This is a genomic window from Streptomyces sp. NPDC058469 (assembly GCF_042721125.1).
GTDB lineage: Bacteria > Actinomycetota > Actinomycetes > Streptomycetales > Streptomycetaceae > Streptomyces.
This window is the reverse complement of record NZ_JBHXME010000215.1, coordinates 1-15,659: the sequence shown is the minus strand read 5'-3', so window position 1 is coordinate 15,659 and position 15,659 is coordinate 1. Positions and strand designations below refer to the sequence as shown.

The window sequence follows — 15,659 nt, the reverse complement described above, 5'->3', positions numbered from 1 at the left end:
GGGGCGGGGGCGCCCCCCCCCCCCGCGGAGCGGGGTCGAAGGGGCAGAGCCCCTGGGGGATGGGACGGGTAGGGGCGGCGGGGGCGAGACCCATCCGTTCCGCCACCCCACCCACGGCCGAATCCACCGCGACACCCCCCTCACCTTCACCTTCGACGGCACCGAATACCAGGGCTACAAGGGCGACACCCTCGCCTCCGCCCTCCTCGCAAACGGCGTCATCCAAACCGGCACCAGCATCAAACTCGGCCGCCCCCGAGGCATCTTCACGGCGGGCGTCGAAGAACCCAACGCCGTCATCCAGATCGAGGCCCCCTTCCCCGAGCCGATGCTCCCCGCGACAACGGTCGAGCTCTACGACGGCCTGGTCGCCACCAGCCTCCCCGGCCAGGGCCGCCTGGCCACCGAGCCGGACCCCGCCCGTTACGACGCGGCCCACGCCCACTGCGACCTCCTCGTGGTCGGCGCAGGCCCAGCCGGCCTCGCAGCCGCGGCCGCCGCCGCCCGCAGCGGAGCCCGGGTAATCCTCGCCGACGACCGCCCCGATCTGGGCGGCAGCCTGCTGGACACGGCCCAACACCTCGACTGGGCAGCCGAGTTGAGCGACCAGCTCACCACCGCACCCGAGGTCCGCGTACTACGCCGCACAACCGTCTTCGGCCACTACGACGACAACCACCTCCTAGCTGTAGAACGCCGCACCAACCACCTCGGCGCAGCAGCCCCATCCCACGTCTCCCGAGAACGCGTCTGGCGCATCCGAGCCCGCCGCGTAGTCCTGGCGACCGGCGCCCACGAACGCTCGATCGCCTTCGCGGACAACGACCGCCCCGGAGTGATGCTCGCCGCCTCGGCCCGCGCGTACGTCAACCGCCACGGTGTCCTCCCCGGCCGTAGCGCCGTCGTCTTCACCACCAACGACAGTGCGTACGCAGCCGCGTTGGACCTGGCGGCGGCAGGCGTGGCGGTCGCGGCGATCGTGGACACCCGCCCGTCGGAGCCGGAGGAGTGGGCGGGCCGAGCCCGTGAGGCCGGCATCGAGGTACTGACCGGACACGCAGTCGTAGGCACCGAGGGCGCCCCACGCCTGACCGCCGTGACGGTCGCCCCGTACGGCGAAACCACGGGCACGGCACGGCAGTTCGCCGCCGACCTCCTCCTGGTCTCCGGCGGCTGGAACCCGGTCGCCCACCTCTTCAGCCAGGCAGGCGGCAGACTCCGCTACGACGACACGCTCGGCTGCTTCGTCCCCGACACCTGCCGCCAGTTGGTAGAGGTCGCGGGCAGCGCGAACGGCGACTTCGACCTGGCCGGAGTCCTGGCGGAGGGCGCAGCCGCAGGCGCCCGAGCGATCGAGGCCGAGGGCTACACCGCCGATACACCTCGCCTCCCCGTGACAGCCGCCGAACCTCACACCCCCGCCATGCACGTCTTCCAAGTCCCCGGCACTACCGACGCCCCCCGCTTCGTAGACCTCCAACGCGACGTCACCATGGCCGACTTGACCCGCGCCACCGCCGCCGGCCTCCGCTCGGTGGAACACACCAAGCGCTACACGACGGCCGGCACGGCCAATGACCAAGGCAAGACCTCCGGGGTCCTGGCGAGCGGTGTGGTGGCCGAACTCCTCGGCGTGGACGTGTCGTTGCTCGGCACGACGACATTCCGCCCGCCGTACACGCCCGTCTCCTTCGCGACCCTCGCCGGCCGCCACCGGGGCGCGCTGCACGACCCGATCCGTACGACCGCCCTGCACGACTGGCACGTCATGCAGGGCGCCCTCTTCGAGAACGTCGGCCAGTGGAAGCGGCCCTGGTACTACCCGCGCGACGGCGAGGACATGGAGACCGCCGTCCTGCGCGAGTGCGCGGCGGCCCGTGAGGGTGTCGCCTTCATGGACGGTTCCACCCTCGGCAAGATCGACGTACAGGGCCCGGACGCGCCCGTCTTCCTCGACCGGCTCTACACCAACATGATGAGCAACCTGAAGGTCGGCATGATCCGTTACGGCGTCATGTGCCGCCCGGACGGCATGGTCTTCGACGACGGCACCGCCATCCGCCTCGCGCCGGACCGCTACCTGGTCACCACGACCACGGGCAACGCCGCCGCCGTACTGGACTGGATGGAGGAGTGGCACCAGACCGAGTGGCCCGAACTCCGCGTCCACTGCGCCTCGGTGACCGAACAATGGGCGACCGTCGCCTTGGTCGGCCCCCGCTCCCGCGAGGTGCTCGGCTCGCTCGCACCCCAACTCGCCGTCGGCAACGACGACTTCCCCTTCATGGCCTGGCGGGACACGAACGTCGCCGGCATCGAGGCCAGGGTGTGCCGGATCAGCTTCTCCGGCGAACTCGCCTACGAGATCAACGTGTCGCCGTGGGAGGCCCTCGCCCTGTGGGAGGCGCTGTACGAGGCCGGTGCCCCCTTCGGCATCACCCCGTACGGCACCGAGACCATGCACGTCCTGCGCGCCGAGAAGGGCTACCCGATCATCGGCCAGGACACCGACGGCACCGTAACTCCCCAGGATCTCGGCATGAGTTGGGCGGTCTCGAAGAAGAAGCCCGACTTCATCGGCAAGCGCTCCTACGCCCGCGCCGACGCCGTCCGCCCCGACCGCAAACACCTCGTCGGCCTGCTCCCCGACGACCCCGCCGCCTTCCTCCCCGAGGGCACCCAACTGATCGCGGACAGCGTGCTTCCGGCCCCGCCCGTCCCGATGCTGGGCCACGTCACCTCCAGCTACCGCAGCGCCGCCCTCGGTCGCACCTTCGCCCTCGCCCTGATCAAGGGTGGCCGCGACCGCATCGGCGAACGCCTCTACGCCCCGGTGGGCGACCAGTTGATCCCGGTCACGGTCGCAAGCCCCGTCCTCTACGACCCCGAGGGAGCCCGCCGCGATGGCTGACACCGCCCTTTCAGTCCCGCGCCGCAGCCCCCTCGCGGGCGCCGCCGACCGGCTGGCAGCCACGACCCGCTCCTCCGGCGGCGCGGTGCGGTTGGCCGAACTCCCCTTCCTGGCCCAGGTGAACGTCCGGCTCGACGCGAAGGGGGCGGCGGCTGACGCCGTAGGTCTGGCGCTCGGTCTGTCCCTGCCTTTTGAGCCCAACACGGTCGTACGGGCAGGGGAGTTGACCGTGCTGTGGCTCGGCCCGGACGAGTGGCTGGTGGTGGGACCGCCGGACACCCAGCGGGACGTGGAGCACCGGATCCGGGCGGCGAGCGGCGACGAGCCCGTGGCCGTCACCGACGTCTCCGCCCAGCGCACCACCCTCCTCGTCTCCGGCGCCCACGCCCGCGACCTGCTGGCCCACGGCTGCCCGCTGGACCTGCACCCGCGGGCCTTCGCCGCCGGACGCTGCGCCCAGACCACCCTGGCCCGCGCCCAGGTCGTACTGGTCGCGCGGGACGAACCCGGCGCCGGATTCTGGGTGTTGGTCCGCTCGTCCTTCGCCGGGTATCTGACGGACTGGCTGCTGGACGCGGCCGTCGAGTACGTCGCGGAGGCCTGAAGGGCCGTACACCTGAACGAGCGCTGAAGGCCGTTCACCCGTTGCCGGGGGAACGGCCTTCGTGCTGATTTCGAGCAGGCGGTGCAAGCTAACGTTGCGGCCCGTGGCGGCTCCGGGCCTGGTCAGCATAGTTGGAGGTGAGGCGGCCAGGCCCTTCAACAAAATCGTCAACAATTCAGTCGGAGCCATTGCCTGCAAGTTGACGGCGAGCTACGTTCCTCGCGCACCAACCCCGATCCGGCGATCGAACGGAGTACCCAGCATGCCCAAGCTGTTCAGATGGTGTCGGTGGAATTCGGCCACCTTCATGGCCACCCTCGCCGCAGCCGTCGCACTGGTGACCGGTGCGGGTGTGGCGCTGGCCAACAGCACGACCGGCGGCGCTCAGGCCTCCAACTCGGCCTCGGCGGACGCCGTTTCGGCGAGCACCACGACCTCGGGCATCGCGCCGGCCGTATCGTGTTCCGCCGTCGCTCAACTCGACCTGGCCAGTGCCGTCCCTGGTGTGCCCTTCGAGATCAGCTCGGCCACCGAACTCGCCGCGAGCGCCAACACCCTTGGCAACTGGGCCGCTTGTGATGTCAAGGGCGTGATCGCCCCGCAACTCCACTTCGAGATCAAGCTGCCCGAGACCGGCTGGCAGGCCAACTACCTCCAGGTCGGCTGCGGCGGCCTCTGCGGCAACACCAGCGTCACCAGCGCCCCCGCCTCGACCGGCTGCGTCCCGCTGACCACCGGCGACTTCGCCGTCGCCTCCAGCGACGAGGGCCACTACCAGGGCGGCGGCCTCTTCTCCACCGACCCCACCCTGCGCGCCGACTTCGGCTACAAGTCCGACCACGAACTGGTCCAGGCGGCCAAGGCCGTCATCAAGCAGTACTACGGCCAGGCAGCCACCCACTCCTACTTCGACGGGTGCTCCCAGGGCGGCCACCAGGCCCTCACCGAGGCCCAGCGCTACCCGACCGACTTCGACGGCATCATCGCCGGCGCCCCGGCCAACAACTTCACCGCGCTGAACACCTTCTCGCACGCCTGGACCGCCCAGTCCGTGTACCTCGACGGCGGCCCGGCCACCATCACCAACGCGGACCTCGCAGACCTCCACAAGGCCGTGCTCAAGGGCTGCGGCGCCCCCGCCGACGGCATCATCGCCGATCCGCTGAGCTGCACCTGGGACCCGGGCGCCATCCAGTGCGAGACCGGCCGGACCTCGACGTCCGACGCGTACTGCCTGACCGCCGACCAGGTCACCACCCTGCGCCGCATCTACGCCGGACCGACCGACGAACACGGCGAACTCCTGTACCCCGGCTACCAGTTGCGCGGCTCCGAGCTGAACTGGGCCGGAATCATCACCCCGGCGACCGCCACCGGCGCCAGCGGCGACATCAGCTTCGTCCGGGAGACCCTGCGCTACCAGATTTTCGACAGCCCGCAGCCGACCCTGACGTACAAGGACATCGAGTTCACGGCCGCCTACTACAAGAAGGTCATGCAACCGAACGAGGGCATGTACGACGCCACCGACCCCGACCTCACCGCGTTCAACAAGGCCGGCGGCAAGCTGATCCTCTGGCACGGTCTGGGGGACCAGCACATCCCGTCGGTCGGAACGATGGCCTACTACAAGGCAGTTGAGAAGGTCATGGGCGGCGAGGCGGCCACCGAGACCTTCGCCAGGCTGTTCCTGCTCCCCGGCGTCGCGCACTGCGGCGGCGGCCAGGGCCCGAACACCTTCGACGCGCTGACCGCGATCACCGACTGGGTCACCAAGGGCGACGCCCCGGCCAGTCTGACGACGAAGTCGGTCGACAGCAGCGGCAACACCACCGCCTCCCGCCCGGTCTACCCCTTCCCGTACTACGCCAAAAACACCACGGGCGGCGCGGCCACGGACGCGAGCAGCTACACCCCCGTCAAGTCCACCGCCGAGGCCGACCTCAAGCTCAACTGGCTCGGCTCCTTCCGCTCCGGCTACGAGACGGTCGGCAACTGGGTGGGCGGCAAGTGGATCGTCACCAAGGGCAAGAACTGACGTACAGCAGAAGCTGACGACAACGCCACGGCCCCCGGTTCCGGACCGGGGGCCGTGGCGTTGTCGTTCACGTCGCTAGGCGAAGACGATGGTGTGGTTGCCGTGCCGGATCACCCGGTCCTGGCTGTGCCACTCCACCGCGCGGGAGAGCACCGCCCGTTCCACGTCCGCGCCCCGGCGCTGGAGGTCGGCGGCGTTGTGGGCGTGGGTCACCCGGACCACGTCCTGCTCGATGATCGGGCCCTCGTCGAGGTCCTCGGTGACGTAGTGGGCCGTCGCGCCGACGAGTTTGACGCCACGCTCCTTCGCCTTGGCGTACGGGCCCGCGCCGACGAAGGCCGGCAGGAAGGAGTGGTGGATGTTGATGATCGGCACGCCGACCTGCTTGATGAAGTCCCCGGAGAGGATCTGCATGTAGCGGGCGAGGACGACGAAGTCGACGTTGCCCCGCAGGAGCCGCAGATGCTCGGCTTCGGCGGCCGACTTGTCCGCGCCCATGGACGGCACATGGAAGAACGGGATGCCGAACGACCGGACCTCCTCCGCCGTGTCCGGGTGATTGGAGATCACCATGGCGACGGTGACGGGGAGTTGACCGCGCCGGTGCCGCCACAGCAGGTCCAGCAGACAGTGGTCCGACTTCGACGCGAAGATCGCCACGCGCTTGGGCAGCGACATGTCCCGCACCATGAACTCCAGCTCGAAGTCCGTCGTCAGCCGATCCCGCAGATCGTGCTCGATGGCCGGGAGCACGGCCTGAGGGTTGTCGAGACTGAACACCGTCCGCTGGAAGAACGCCCCGCCCTGCGGATTGTCGGAGTACTGGTCGAGGGACACGATGTTCGCGCCGTGGCTGCTGAGCAGCGCACCGACCGAGGCGACGATCCCGGTCCGATCCCTGCCTTTGACGATCAGAGAGGCATGCAGCGGAGCGGACTCGCGGGTGACGGTACGCGTCGGCGTCTCCTGGGTGACTGTCATGTCAGCTCTCCTCGGTTCCCCTCGGCACGGAAGCCGGCGACCCACTCGGACGTGGCCTTCAGACCGCCGAACGTGTATAAGTGCAGCCGGAGTTCGCCGTGACGACCGGCGTCGTAGCCCTGTGCCAGCGCACGGACGAAACGGTCCGGGCCCGCCGTACCCATCAGGTTGGTGAGCGAGAATCCGTACTTCTTCGCGATCCCCGCACTCGTCCCGACACCGAAGCGGCTCGCGTACGACAACAGCCGCCGCACCCCCGCCGGTCCGGGCACGCCGATGCGGATCGGGAGGCCGATACCCCGGTCGCGTACCGCCTCGACCCAGGCGAGGACGGGGGCACTGTCGAAGCCGAACTGGGTGATGACACTGCCGGGGAGGCCCTGTTGGGCCAGTGCACCGGCCTTGTCCTCGATGGCGGACCAGAGAACGGGGTCGGTGATGGCCGGGTGGCCCTCGGGATAACCGCTGAAGCCGACGTGCCGGACACCGTACTTCTGCAACAGCCCGGAGCGGATCACGGCCAGTGAATCCTCGTACGGGCCATGGGACTTGACGGGATCGCCGCCGACGACGAACACGTTGTCGCCGGTGCCGTCGGCCTGGAGCGCGCTGAGGAACTCCTCCAACTCGGCCTGGGACGACAGCCGTCGGGCGGATATATGGGGCACGGGGACGAACCCGAGACCCCTGACCGCCCGGGCGGCGGTCACCCGCAGGGCCAGGTCCTCGTTGCCGAGGAAGGTGACGTTGATACGGGTGCCGGGCGGGATGGTGTCGCGGGCTTCTTCCAGCTTGGCGACGTCCCTCCCCGTCATCTCAAGGGAGAAGTCCTCCAGCAAGGAGGAGACAGCCGAAGTCGGGGCCGTGGAGACGGAATCCATGGTGCTCCTTGTTCACGTCGCGCGTGGCCGCCGAGATCGTCTGGTTCGGATCGTCGTTCAGGACGAAGCTCACGGCTGCGCCGACGGGAGGTGCCGATGTGAGCACCATGGCAGTAAGAACAAGCGGAACTGCCCGCAAGATCAGGGGAGTTGCCCGGTATGTGGGGCTCACCCTCTTCGCGATCCCCTGGATCCTCGTCCCGTTCTGGCTGCTGATCGTCAACTCCCTCAAGACGGAGGGCGATGCGAGCGTCCTGTCGATGAGCTGGCCCGACCACTGGAGCGCGGGCGCCAACTACCACACGGTGATCGACAAGGGCTCGTACGTCACCGGCCTGCGCAACAGCGCGCTGCTGGCCGTCCCGACGATCCTCGCGGTACTGCTGCTCGGCTCCATGGCGGCCTGGGCATACGCCCGTTCCGACTCGCGGACGCTGCGGTTCGCGTACTACACGTCCGCGCTGTCGATCGTGCTGCCCCCGGCGATCATCCCGACCATCTACGTCCTCACCCAGCTCGGCCTCAACGGATCGCGCCTCGGCTACATGCTGGTGATCGCCGGCACCCGGCTCGGTGTGGTGATCTTCCTGGCCACCGGCTTCGTTCGCACCCTTCCGCACGACTTCGAGGAGGCCGCGCAGCTGGACGGGGCGAACAAGTGGCAGATCTACTGGCGGATCGTGCTGCCCGTGCTCACCCCGGTGCTCTTCACCGGTGCGGTCATGCTGATCATCTCGGTCTGGAACGACTTCTACTTCGCCCTGTTCCTGCTGCGTGGCTCCCAGTCGGCCACGCTGCCGCTGACGTTGTACTCCTTCGCCTCCTCGTCCACGCACGGGGTCAGCTGGAACCTGGTGTTCGCCCATGTGGTGCTGACCAGCCTGCCGCTCGTCCTCGTCTACCTCGTCCTGCAGCGCCGCGTCCTCGCGGGCCTCACAGAGGGAGGTGTCACGGGCTGAGCGTCCCTGTCAGGACACACAACCCACGTGCGCCAGCGCCTGCTTGAGCAACACCCCGTGTCCGCCCGGCATTTCGCTGCGCAGTGCCGCCGAGGCGGCCTCCTGGGGGCTGAACCAGACGAGGTCGAGGGCGTCCTGGCGGGGCCGGCAGTCACCGGTGACCGGCACGACGTAGGCGAGGGACACCGCGTGCTGGCGGGGATCGTGGTACGGGGTGACGCCGTGCGTCGGGAAGTACTCGGCGACGGTGAACGGCTGCAGCGAGGCCGGGATGCGCGGCAGCGCGACCGGGCCGAGGTCCTTCTCCAGGTGGCGCAGGAGGGCGTCGCGGACCCGCTCGTGGTGCAGCACGCGGCCGGAGACGAGGGTGCGGTTGACGGTGCCGTCGGGGCCGATGCGCAGCAGCAGTCCGATGCTCGTCACCTCCCCGCTGTCGTCGACGCGGACGGGCACCGCTTCGACGTAGAGGATCGGCATGCGGGCGCGTGCCTGTTCGAGGTCGTCGGCGGACAGCCAACCGGGCGTGGTATCGGTCATGTCAGACATTGCTTGATCATACTTTCAGTGTCCGTCGGATAGCCGGTAGACCCGGCGGGCATTGTCGGCCCCCGCCCAGCGTGCCAGTCGCAGCGCGTCGGGCAGGCCCAGTTCGTCGGCGTCCACCCGGTCCTGGAGCAGATCCCCAAGGCCCCGGCGGAACGCCAGCGCGCCGAGCCCGTAGAACTCGGCGACACCGTAGGCGTCGGAGCTGTACAGCAGTTTGCGGAACGGTGTGATCTCCATCGCCTCCGCCAGCACCGCCCGCGCCCGGACGGGGCCCACATGGTGCAGGGTGAGCCCCACGTCCAGGTACACGTGTTCGAAGACGGCGGCCAGGTAGCCGGCCTGACGCTGATACGGCCAGCAGTGCAGAAGCAGTACCGGGATCGTCCCGGAGATCAGGTGCAGCCAGTCCGTCAGCAGGGCGGGGTCCGTGCGGTGCAGCCGGATGTCGTTGTCGCCGAAGCCCGTGTGCAGTTGGAGGGGGAGCCCCAGGTCGACCGCGGTCCACAGCAACTGCCGTACCAGGACCGGGTCTTCGAGCCGCCCGCCACGGGCCGGCCAGGCGCGCGCCGCCCGGGTCACCTCCACCTCCGAGGGCCTGGCCGGGTCGAGATCGAACCCCGTGCGGTACGCGGCCACCGACTTCACCGCCACCACCCCCGGCCGCCGCACCGCGTCCAGCACGGCGGCCCGGAACGCGTCGGCGTACCCGTCCGGCTCCACACCCCGCGCGACCACGGACTCCGCGACGGCTTCGAGTCGTACGACCTCATGGGCTACGGCGCCCGCCGCCTCCGCGAGTTGCGTGGGCGTCGTGATGCGGTGCGGGGCGAATCCCGTGTCGACGCAGAAGACGCCGGTGCCCGCGGCGGCCAGGAAGCGCCGGTTGACTTCGTGCGGGCCCAACTCTGCGCGCCGGGCGAGGTATTCGTCGGCGGGTGCGTGCCGCTCCAGGTCCAACACCGGTGCGCAGTAACGGCGTACGGCGATTCCGACCGGGCTGTCGAACGGCGAGATTCCGCTGCCGGGCCAGAGGTCGCCCTCGGTGAGCAGCGACTCGAAGGCCGGCCGGTCCAGGTCGTCGGTGACGACTCCGTGGCAGTGGTGGTCCACCAACTCCAGTGCGGCGAGCGCCTCGTGGACCGGTCCGGTGCCCATCGTCAGTACTTCCAGCGGTATGCCGCCGCGATCCGCTCGTCGTCCAGCTCGGCCACGGCCGCGATCTCGCCCTGCCGTACGGCGATCACGGCGTCGGCGAGGACCGGCCCGAGCGCGGCCCGCAGGTGCTCGTCCTTGCGGAACTCGGCGACCGCCTCGGCGAGGGAGGCCGGCAACCGTCGTACGCCACGGGCCGTCGCCTCCGAAGCGCCGAGGTGTGCGGGGTCGCCGGTGGTCTCCTCGCGCAGGGCGGTGGACGAGGTCAGGCCGTCGAGGCCCGCGGCGATCAGGCAGCCGAGGGCGAGATAGGGGTTGGCGGCCAGGTCGACCGGCTTGACCTCCAGGTTCGCCGCCTGGGCGCGCTGCCCTGCCGTGCCGGTGACGACGCGTACCGCCGCCTCACGGGTCTCGCGGCCCCAGGCGGTGAACACCCCTGCCCACTGGGAGGGTTGGAGGCGGAAGTAGCTGGCCGGGCTCGGTGCGGTCACGGCGGTGAGGGCCGGGAGATGGGCGAGGACACCGGCCGCGAACGACTCGGCGTCGGCCGTCATGCCGTAGCGACGGTCGCCCCCGGTGTGCAGGTTGGCGCCGTCGCGCCAGGCGGAGAGGTGGATGTGGCCGCCGTTGCCGACGCCCTGCGCGAAGACGGCGGGCGCAAACGAGGCGCGCAGGCCGTGCCGCCCGGACACCGCGCGGACGGTCTGCCGTACGAGGACACTGCGGTCGGCCGCCGCCACCGGGTCGAGCGCGCCCACCGACAGTTCGAACTGACCGGCCGCGTACTCGGGATGGAACTGGTCCACGTCCACGCCCTGCGTCGCCAGGGCGGACAGCAACTCGGCGCCGTAGTCGCTCAGTTCGACCTGGCGGGCCGCGCCGTAGGCCGGTCCCGAGGTGGCGGGGACGAACGCGCCGTCGGGTGCCGTGGCCAGGCCGAGTGACCACTCGATCTCGATGCCCGCCCGGAAGGTGAGCCCGTGCCGCCGCTGCGCGTCCACGACCGTACGGCGCAGGAAGGTGCGGGTGCAGCCGGGGTGCCGCTCGCCCTCCTGGGTGACGCGGTCGACCGGGGCCCAGGCCCAGCCGGGCTGTCCGGACAGGATGGCCAGGTGGTCGAGGTCGGGGTAGAGGCGCAGATCGCCGTCCGGGGAACCGAGGATGTCCGTGGTGACGATGGAGTCGTTCGCCAGGAACGTGTCGAACACCGGGGACATGCCGACGCCCCAGGCCGCCGCCGAGGCGAGCTTCGCGGTCGGGACCGTCTTCACCCGGCCCACGCCCGCGGTGTCGACGTAGGCCAGGACGATCCCGTGCACACCCCGCCCGGTCAGCTCCGCGGCCAGCGCGGTGGCGCGCTCGACCTCACCGGGACGGCCGCCGGGCAGGGGGTCGGCAAGGGTGGTCATACGTCCTCCACGGTCGCGTCCTGCACGGTCGGCGTAGCCGTCAGGGTTTCACGGCCACCGCTCCGAACTGCGGTACCACGGCCGGGGAGTCGGAGTCCGGGCGCCACAACGAGCACGGCACCAGGCCGGGGTCGAGGAGGTCGAGCCCCTCGAAGAACGCGGCGACGTCCTCGCGGCTGCGGGCGGTGATCGGGGGAGTGGCGTTCTCGTTCCAGAACGTCATCGCCGGGACGTTGCCCTCACCGCCGAGGTCGGCGTCGAAGGTCGGGTGAGTCAGCACGAGGAAACTGCCCGAGGGGACCGCGGCCATGACCTTGCGTACGACGTTCCGGGCGTCCTCGGTGTCGAGGATGAAGTTGAGGATGCCCAGCATCATCACCGCGATGGGACGGTCGAAGTCCAGGGTGTCGGCGGCCCGTTGGACGATCGCCGCCGGGTCGTGCACGTCCGCGTCGATGTAGTCGGTGACGCCCTCGCGGGTGCTCGTCAGCAGCGTGCGGGCGTGGATCAGCACCAGCGGGTCGTTGTCGACGTAGACGATGCGTGCGTCGGGTGCGACGCGCTGGGCGATCTCGTGGGTGTTGTCGACCGTCGGCAGCCCGGTCCCGATGTCGAGGAACTGCCGTACCCCGCGCTCGGTTGCGAGGAACCGCACCGCGCGGCCGAGGAAGTCCCGGTCCGCGCGCGCCACTTCACGGATCACCGGGAACATTCCGGCGACGTGCTCGCCGACCTGCTGGTCGATCTCGTAGTTGTCCTTGCCGCCGATCCAGTAGTTCCACACGCGCGCGTTGTGCGCCACACCGGTGTTGAGCCGGGTCGGTCCCTCTGCCGGGGTGTCGCTGTCACTCACGTCTTCGCTCCTTGTCGCCCGTGCGGCCGTCAACGCCATTGTGCCGTCAGGTGATCACTCGGCCCAGGGGTTCGCGACGATCGGGGCGAATGTTCTTCGGAAACGGTGAACTGTCAGCCCAGGTTGCCGGGTTGGGCGGGCGGTGTCCGTCCGGCCAGGACGTCCTTCAGGTGCGCGGTGCCGTTCTGCACGGCGGCCTTGGTCGTGTCGGTCTCCGTGCCGTCGAGGCCGCCGGAGGTGACGGTGATCGCGTCGGTGCCGACCCGGACGACGGCCAACTGCAGGGTGAGCGTGGTGGGTTCATTGCCGCTCGTGCCCGTGACGGTGACCTGCAGCCCCTGGCGGGCGTCGCCCACGGAGGGCACCGGGTTCTCGATGACCTGGACCGTCCGATGGCCGCCCTTGGAGTCGGTCGCGGTGAACTGGTCGCACGTCACCGGCAGCGTCTTCAGCCAGCTCAGGGAGGCGCCGAGCTTGGCCCGGTCGTAGGCGGCGACCTGGTACAGCAGACGGGAGTTGCCCTGCTCGAACCCGGTCAGCGCGGAGGCGCCGGACGGCTTGCCGAGGAGGTCGTCGTCGTAGAGCGCGCCGAGCAGTTTCTGACAGTCGGCGGCGTTCGTCTTCGCGGTGAGGAAGTCGGCGACGTCGACCTTGCCGATGACCAGCTTGTCGCCCCAGCCGGCAGCGTCCTTGACCTGCGTCCAGCTGTCTTCGAGGTCGGCCTCGGTGATCAGCGCGGATGTGGCTCCGGCCGGGGTGAGGACGGGTGCGGCGGACTTCTCGGCGCGGGGTGAGGCGGATTTCCCGATACGGGGTGAGGCGAGCGGGGACTCGGCGGCGAGGGGGGAGGCGGCGACGTCCGAGGCGCTGTCGCGCTCCGCGTCACTGCCGCCGCTGTTGCCTCCGCCGGAGCAGGCCGCACAGGTCAGCAGGGCGCCTGCGGCAAGGGCCGAGGCGAGGACACGGGCGGGACGGCCGGGTCGGGAGGGCGGGCGACGGTGCATGACGGGGCCTCCAGGGGGAGTGGCAGGTCGCTCCCCAGCGCACCATTGGGGGGTCAGGGCCTCCAGTGCAGGGGGCCGTACGGGTGAGTCACGGCGGGTAGGGGGCCCGTCAGCGCGTCTCGTCCTCAGGCGGGCCGGAATGCCGGTGCGGCAGATGCAGACGGTGCTCGTGGTGCTCGTGCGGCGGCCGGGGTTCGTGTTCCGCGCGGCGAGCCCGTGCCGCGAGCCCGGCCTCCAGCACCTGCACCGTGCGCCCGCCGCACTTGGGGCAGATCGCGTCGGCGAGGGGTGACCTGAGGGCCTTCCCCTCCTCGTCGACGTACTCCTGCGTGGTCAGGCCGGTGGCGTCGGTCGGGTTGGTGAAGAACATCACCTGGAAGGTGGCCTCCCAGCTGTGGCCGCAGTCACCACAGGTGAACGCGAAGGTCTCCGGCACGGCTCGGGGTTCCGCGGGCATGGCAGGTTCCTCCGTCTTGGGGACGGTCGGTCGAACAGCGAAGCAGCGCCTCCAGCGCACAACGCCAAACGTCGTACGGCAACTCGAGGGTGAGGACTTGGGAGGGTGAGGTGACGGGGGAGACGGGCGTGCCGCCAGGAGGGGCTGTCCACGCCCGCGCGACGCCACCGACCGCAGCACCTCACCTCGCCGATCGCGGGCGACCTCGCGCCCGCCAAGGCAGACGTGTTACCCGGGTTGCTCGGCCAACGTCAGCGCGCCGAAGGCATGCCCCTCCCACAGCCGCCGCGAGGCCTCCTCCGGATACGCCGTGACCACGGACTCCGCGTCGAGCACCTGCACCGAACGCCGCTCGGTGTCGTACGCGGGCCAGCCCGGGTCGCCCGTCCTCGCGAACGCCGTCCAGGACGCGCGGAAACGGGACGACAGTGCCAGCGCCTCGGGGGAGGGCTCGACGTCGGCGAACAGCAGATTGCCCAGGTCGGCGGTGAACGTGCCGAACAGCAGGGGGATGTCGAGGCCGTGGCAGGCGCCCAGTACGCCGCCCAACCCCGGGGCCGGCCAGGTGAGTTCGTAGACGTACACGCGACCACCGACGGCGACCTGCGCGTCCGCCAGGTGGAGGCAGGGCATGCGGAACACCCGGTCGGAGTGGACGAGTTCGTACAGCTCGCCCGGTGAGGCGCTCGGGAAGGCGCTGCGATAGGCCTGTTCGGCATCGGGGCCCGGGCCGAACCAGCGCAGTGCGGACGCCGCGTCCGCATCGGTGATCTTCCCGAGTTGGCCGCCGAGCGCGGTGAACAGGCGGAACTCGTCCCGGTTGTGACCGAGGATCAGTTCCACGTCCCGGGCCGCGCCCGCCGCGACACCCTGCCAGGGCGTGGTGGGCAACACCTCGCCGTCGACGACGGGCGCGAAGGGGCTCAGCGTGTGGGCGAGGCTGCCCCACCGGTCCTCGTACTGGTGCATCTTGTCGGTCAACGTCTCGCCCGCCGTGGGCAGTTGACGCGGGTCCACGGTCGCGAGGTCGGCGGCCGTGGGGCGCAGTCCCGCCTCGGCGGCGATCGCGGCCGCGATGTCCCTGGCCAACTCGTCGGAGAAGAAGGGGCCCGGCACACTCTGCGCGATTGCCCGGCGGAACAGTCCGGCGGCGCTCGGCATGACCAGCAGTGAGGCCACCGACCCGGCACCGGCCGACTCGCCGAAGACGGTGACCTGTTCGGGATCACCGCCGAACGCGGTGATGTTCTCCCGCACCCACTCCAGCGCGGCGACCTGGTCGAGCAGCCCGCGGTTGGCGGGGGCGCCGTCGATCCGGGCGAACCCCTCAATGCCCACACGGTAGTTGAGGGTCACGACCACGAGATCGCCGTCGCGGGCGATGCGCTGCGCGTCGTAGCCGGGGCTGCCCGCGTGTCCCAACTTGTACGCGCCGCCGTAGATCCACACCATGACCGGCCGGCGGGCCGCCGGATCGGGAGCCGGTGTCCACACGTTGACGGTCAGCCAGTCGTCACCCGTCGCAGCCTCCAACACGCCCCGGCGGCCCTGGAATCCGGACTCCTGCGGGGGCGGCGGCCCGAAGTCAATGGCCTCGCGTACGCCGTCCCAGCCGCGCACGGGTCGCGGTGCCTGGAACCGGGCCTCCCCGACAGGCGGTTCGGCGAACGGGATACCCCGGAAGACCGCCAGCCCGTCCTCCAGCCGCCCCCGCACCGCACCGGCTCCGCATCGCACCACGGGTGCGCCGGCCGAACCCGCCGCCGTGTCACGGGAGTTGGGCGTCGTCATCGTGGACTCCTCGCTGTGTGCCGGGGAAGTGCGGGTATGCGGAGGGCGGTCGCCGTCCCGCACGACGCGGGAC

General features: G+C 70.5%; 13 protein-coding genes. 4 read left to right on the top strand and 9 right to left on the bottom strand.

Annotated features, from left to right (window positions below; genetic code table 11):
- From ACFWP5_RS47500 to ACFWP5_RS47490, 3 genes are all read left to right on the top strand, one after another.
- On the top strand, positions 1-2,911 hold a 2,911-nt coding region (locus ACFWP5_RS47500), incomplete at its 5' end, for a 2Fe-2S iron-sulfur cluster-binding protein (protein ID WP_384172017.1).
- Positions 2,904-3,515, top strand: coding sequence for a sarcosine oxidase subunit gamma (locus ACFWP5_RS47495; RefSeq protein WP_384172014.1), 612 nt, complete (start codon positions 2,904-2,906; stop codon positions 3,513-3,515). The genes ACFWP5_RS47500 and ACFWP5_RS47495, both read left to right, overlap by 8 nt.
- Positions 3,516-3,777: 262 nt before the next feature.
- Positions 3,778-5,553 (top strand): tannase/feruloyl esterase family alpha/beta hydrolase, encoded by a 1,776-nt coding sequence (locus ACFWP5_RS47490; protein WP_384172011.1) that lies wholly within the window; start codon positions 3,778-3,780, stop codon positions 5,551-5,553.
- Positions 5,554-5,628: 75 nt separating this feature from the next.
- On the opposite strand, the gene purU is transcribed toward ACFWP5_RS47490, so the two are convergent.
- Together purU and ACFWP5_RS47480 are read right to left on the bottom strand one after the other, a co-directional pair.
- The gene (gene purU / locus ACFWP5_RS47485) at positions 5,629-6,534 is read right to left on the bottom strand and encodes a formyltetrahydrofolate deformylase (protein WP_384172008.1); all 906 of its coding nucleotides are present in this window, start codon (positions 6,532-6,534) and stop codon (positions 5,629-5,631) included.
- Positions 6,531-7,415 (bottom strand): methylenetetrahydrofolate reductase, encoded by an 885-nt coding sequence (locus tag ACFWP5_RS47480; RefSeq protein ID WP_384172005.1) that lies wholly within the window; start codon positions 7,413-7,415, stop codon positions 6,531-6,533. The genes purU and ACFWP5_RS47480 overlap by 4 nt, the downstream gene beginning before the upstream one ends.
- 107 nt (positions 7,416-7,522) lie before the next feature.
- On the opposite strand from ACFWP5_RS47480, the gene ACFWP5_RS47475 reads away from it, so the two are divergent.
- Positions 7,523-8,374: a carbohydrate ABC transporter permease gene (locus ACFWP5_RS47475; protein ID WP_384172002.1), complete on the top strand. Its 852-nt coding sequence runs from the start codon at positions 7,523-7,525 to the stop codon at positions 8,372-8,374.
- Between the two features lie 9 nt (positions 8,375-8,383).
- Here the strand turns inward: ACFWP5_RS47475 and ACFWP5_RS47470 are convergent, their stop codons facing one another.
- The 7 genes from ACFWP5_RS47470 to ACFWP5_RS47440 all read right to left on the bottom strand — a co-directional run bounded on the left by ACFWP5_RS47470 (position 8,384) and on the right by ACFWP5_RS47440 (position 15,586).
- Complete coding sequence (locus ACFWP5_RS47470) at positions 8,384-8,911, bottom strand: NUDIX hydrolase family protein (RefSeq protein ID WP_384171999.1); 528 nt, start codon at positions 8,909-8,911, stop codon at positions 8,384-8,386.
- A 24-nt stretch (positions 8,912-8,935) separates the two neighbouring features.
- Positions 8,936-10,075: an amidohydrolase family protein gene (locus ACFWP5_RS47465; RefSeq protein WP_384171996.1), complete on the bottom strand. Its 1,140-nt coding sequence runs from the start codon at positions 10,073-10,075 to the stop codon at positions 8,936-8,938.
- Positions 10,076-10,077: 2 nt separating this feature from the next.
- Positions 10,078-11,481, bottom strand: coding sequence for a glutamine synthetase family protein (locus ACFWP5_RS47460; RefSeq protein WP_384171993.1), 1,404 nt, complete (start codon positions 11,479-11,481; stop codon positions 10,078-10,080).
- A 40-nt stretch (positions 11,482-11,521) separates the two neighbouring features.
- Positions 11,522-12,334, bottom strand: coding sequence for an SAM-dependent methyltransferase (locus ACFWP5_RS47455; RefSeq protein ID WP_384171990.1), 813 nt, complete (start codon positions 12,332-12,334; stop codon positions 11,522-11,524).
- Positions 12,335-12,447: 113 nt separating this feature from the next.
- Positions 12,448-13,338 carry a hypothetical protein gene (locus tag ACFWP5_RS47450; RefSeq protein ID WP_384171987.1) on the bottom strand — a complete coding sequence of 297 codons (891 nt, stop codon included), beginning with the start codon at positions 13,336-13,338 and terminating at the stop codon, positions 12,448-12,450.
- 109 nt (positions 13,339-13,447) lie between these two features.
- Positions 13,448-13,795, bottom strand: a complete 348-nt coding sequence (locus tag ACFWP5_RS47445) for a hypothetical protein (RefSeq protein WP_384171980.1) — start codon at positions 13,793-13,795, stop codon at positions 13,448-13,450.
- A 228-nt stretch (positions 13,796-14,023) separates the two neighbouring features.
- Positions 14,024-15,586, bottom strand: coding sequence for a carboxylesterase/lipase family protein (locus ACFWP5_RS47440; RefSeq protein WP_384172020.1), 1,563 nt, complete (start codon positions 15,584-15,586; stop codon positions 14,024-14,026).
- Positions 15,587-15,659 lie beyond the last annotated feature (73 nt).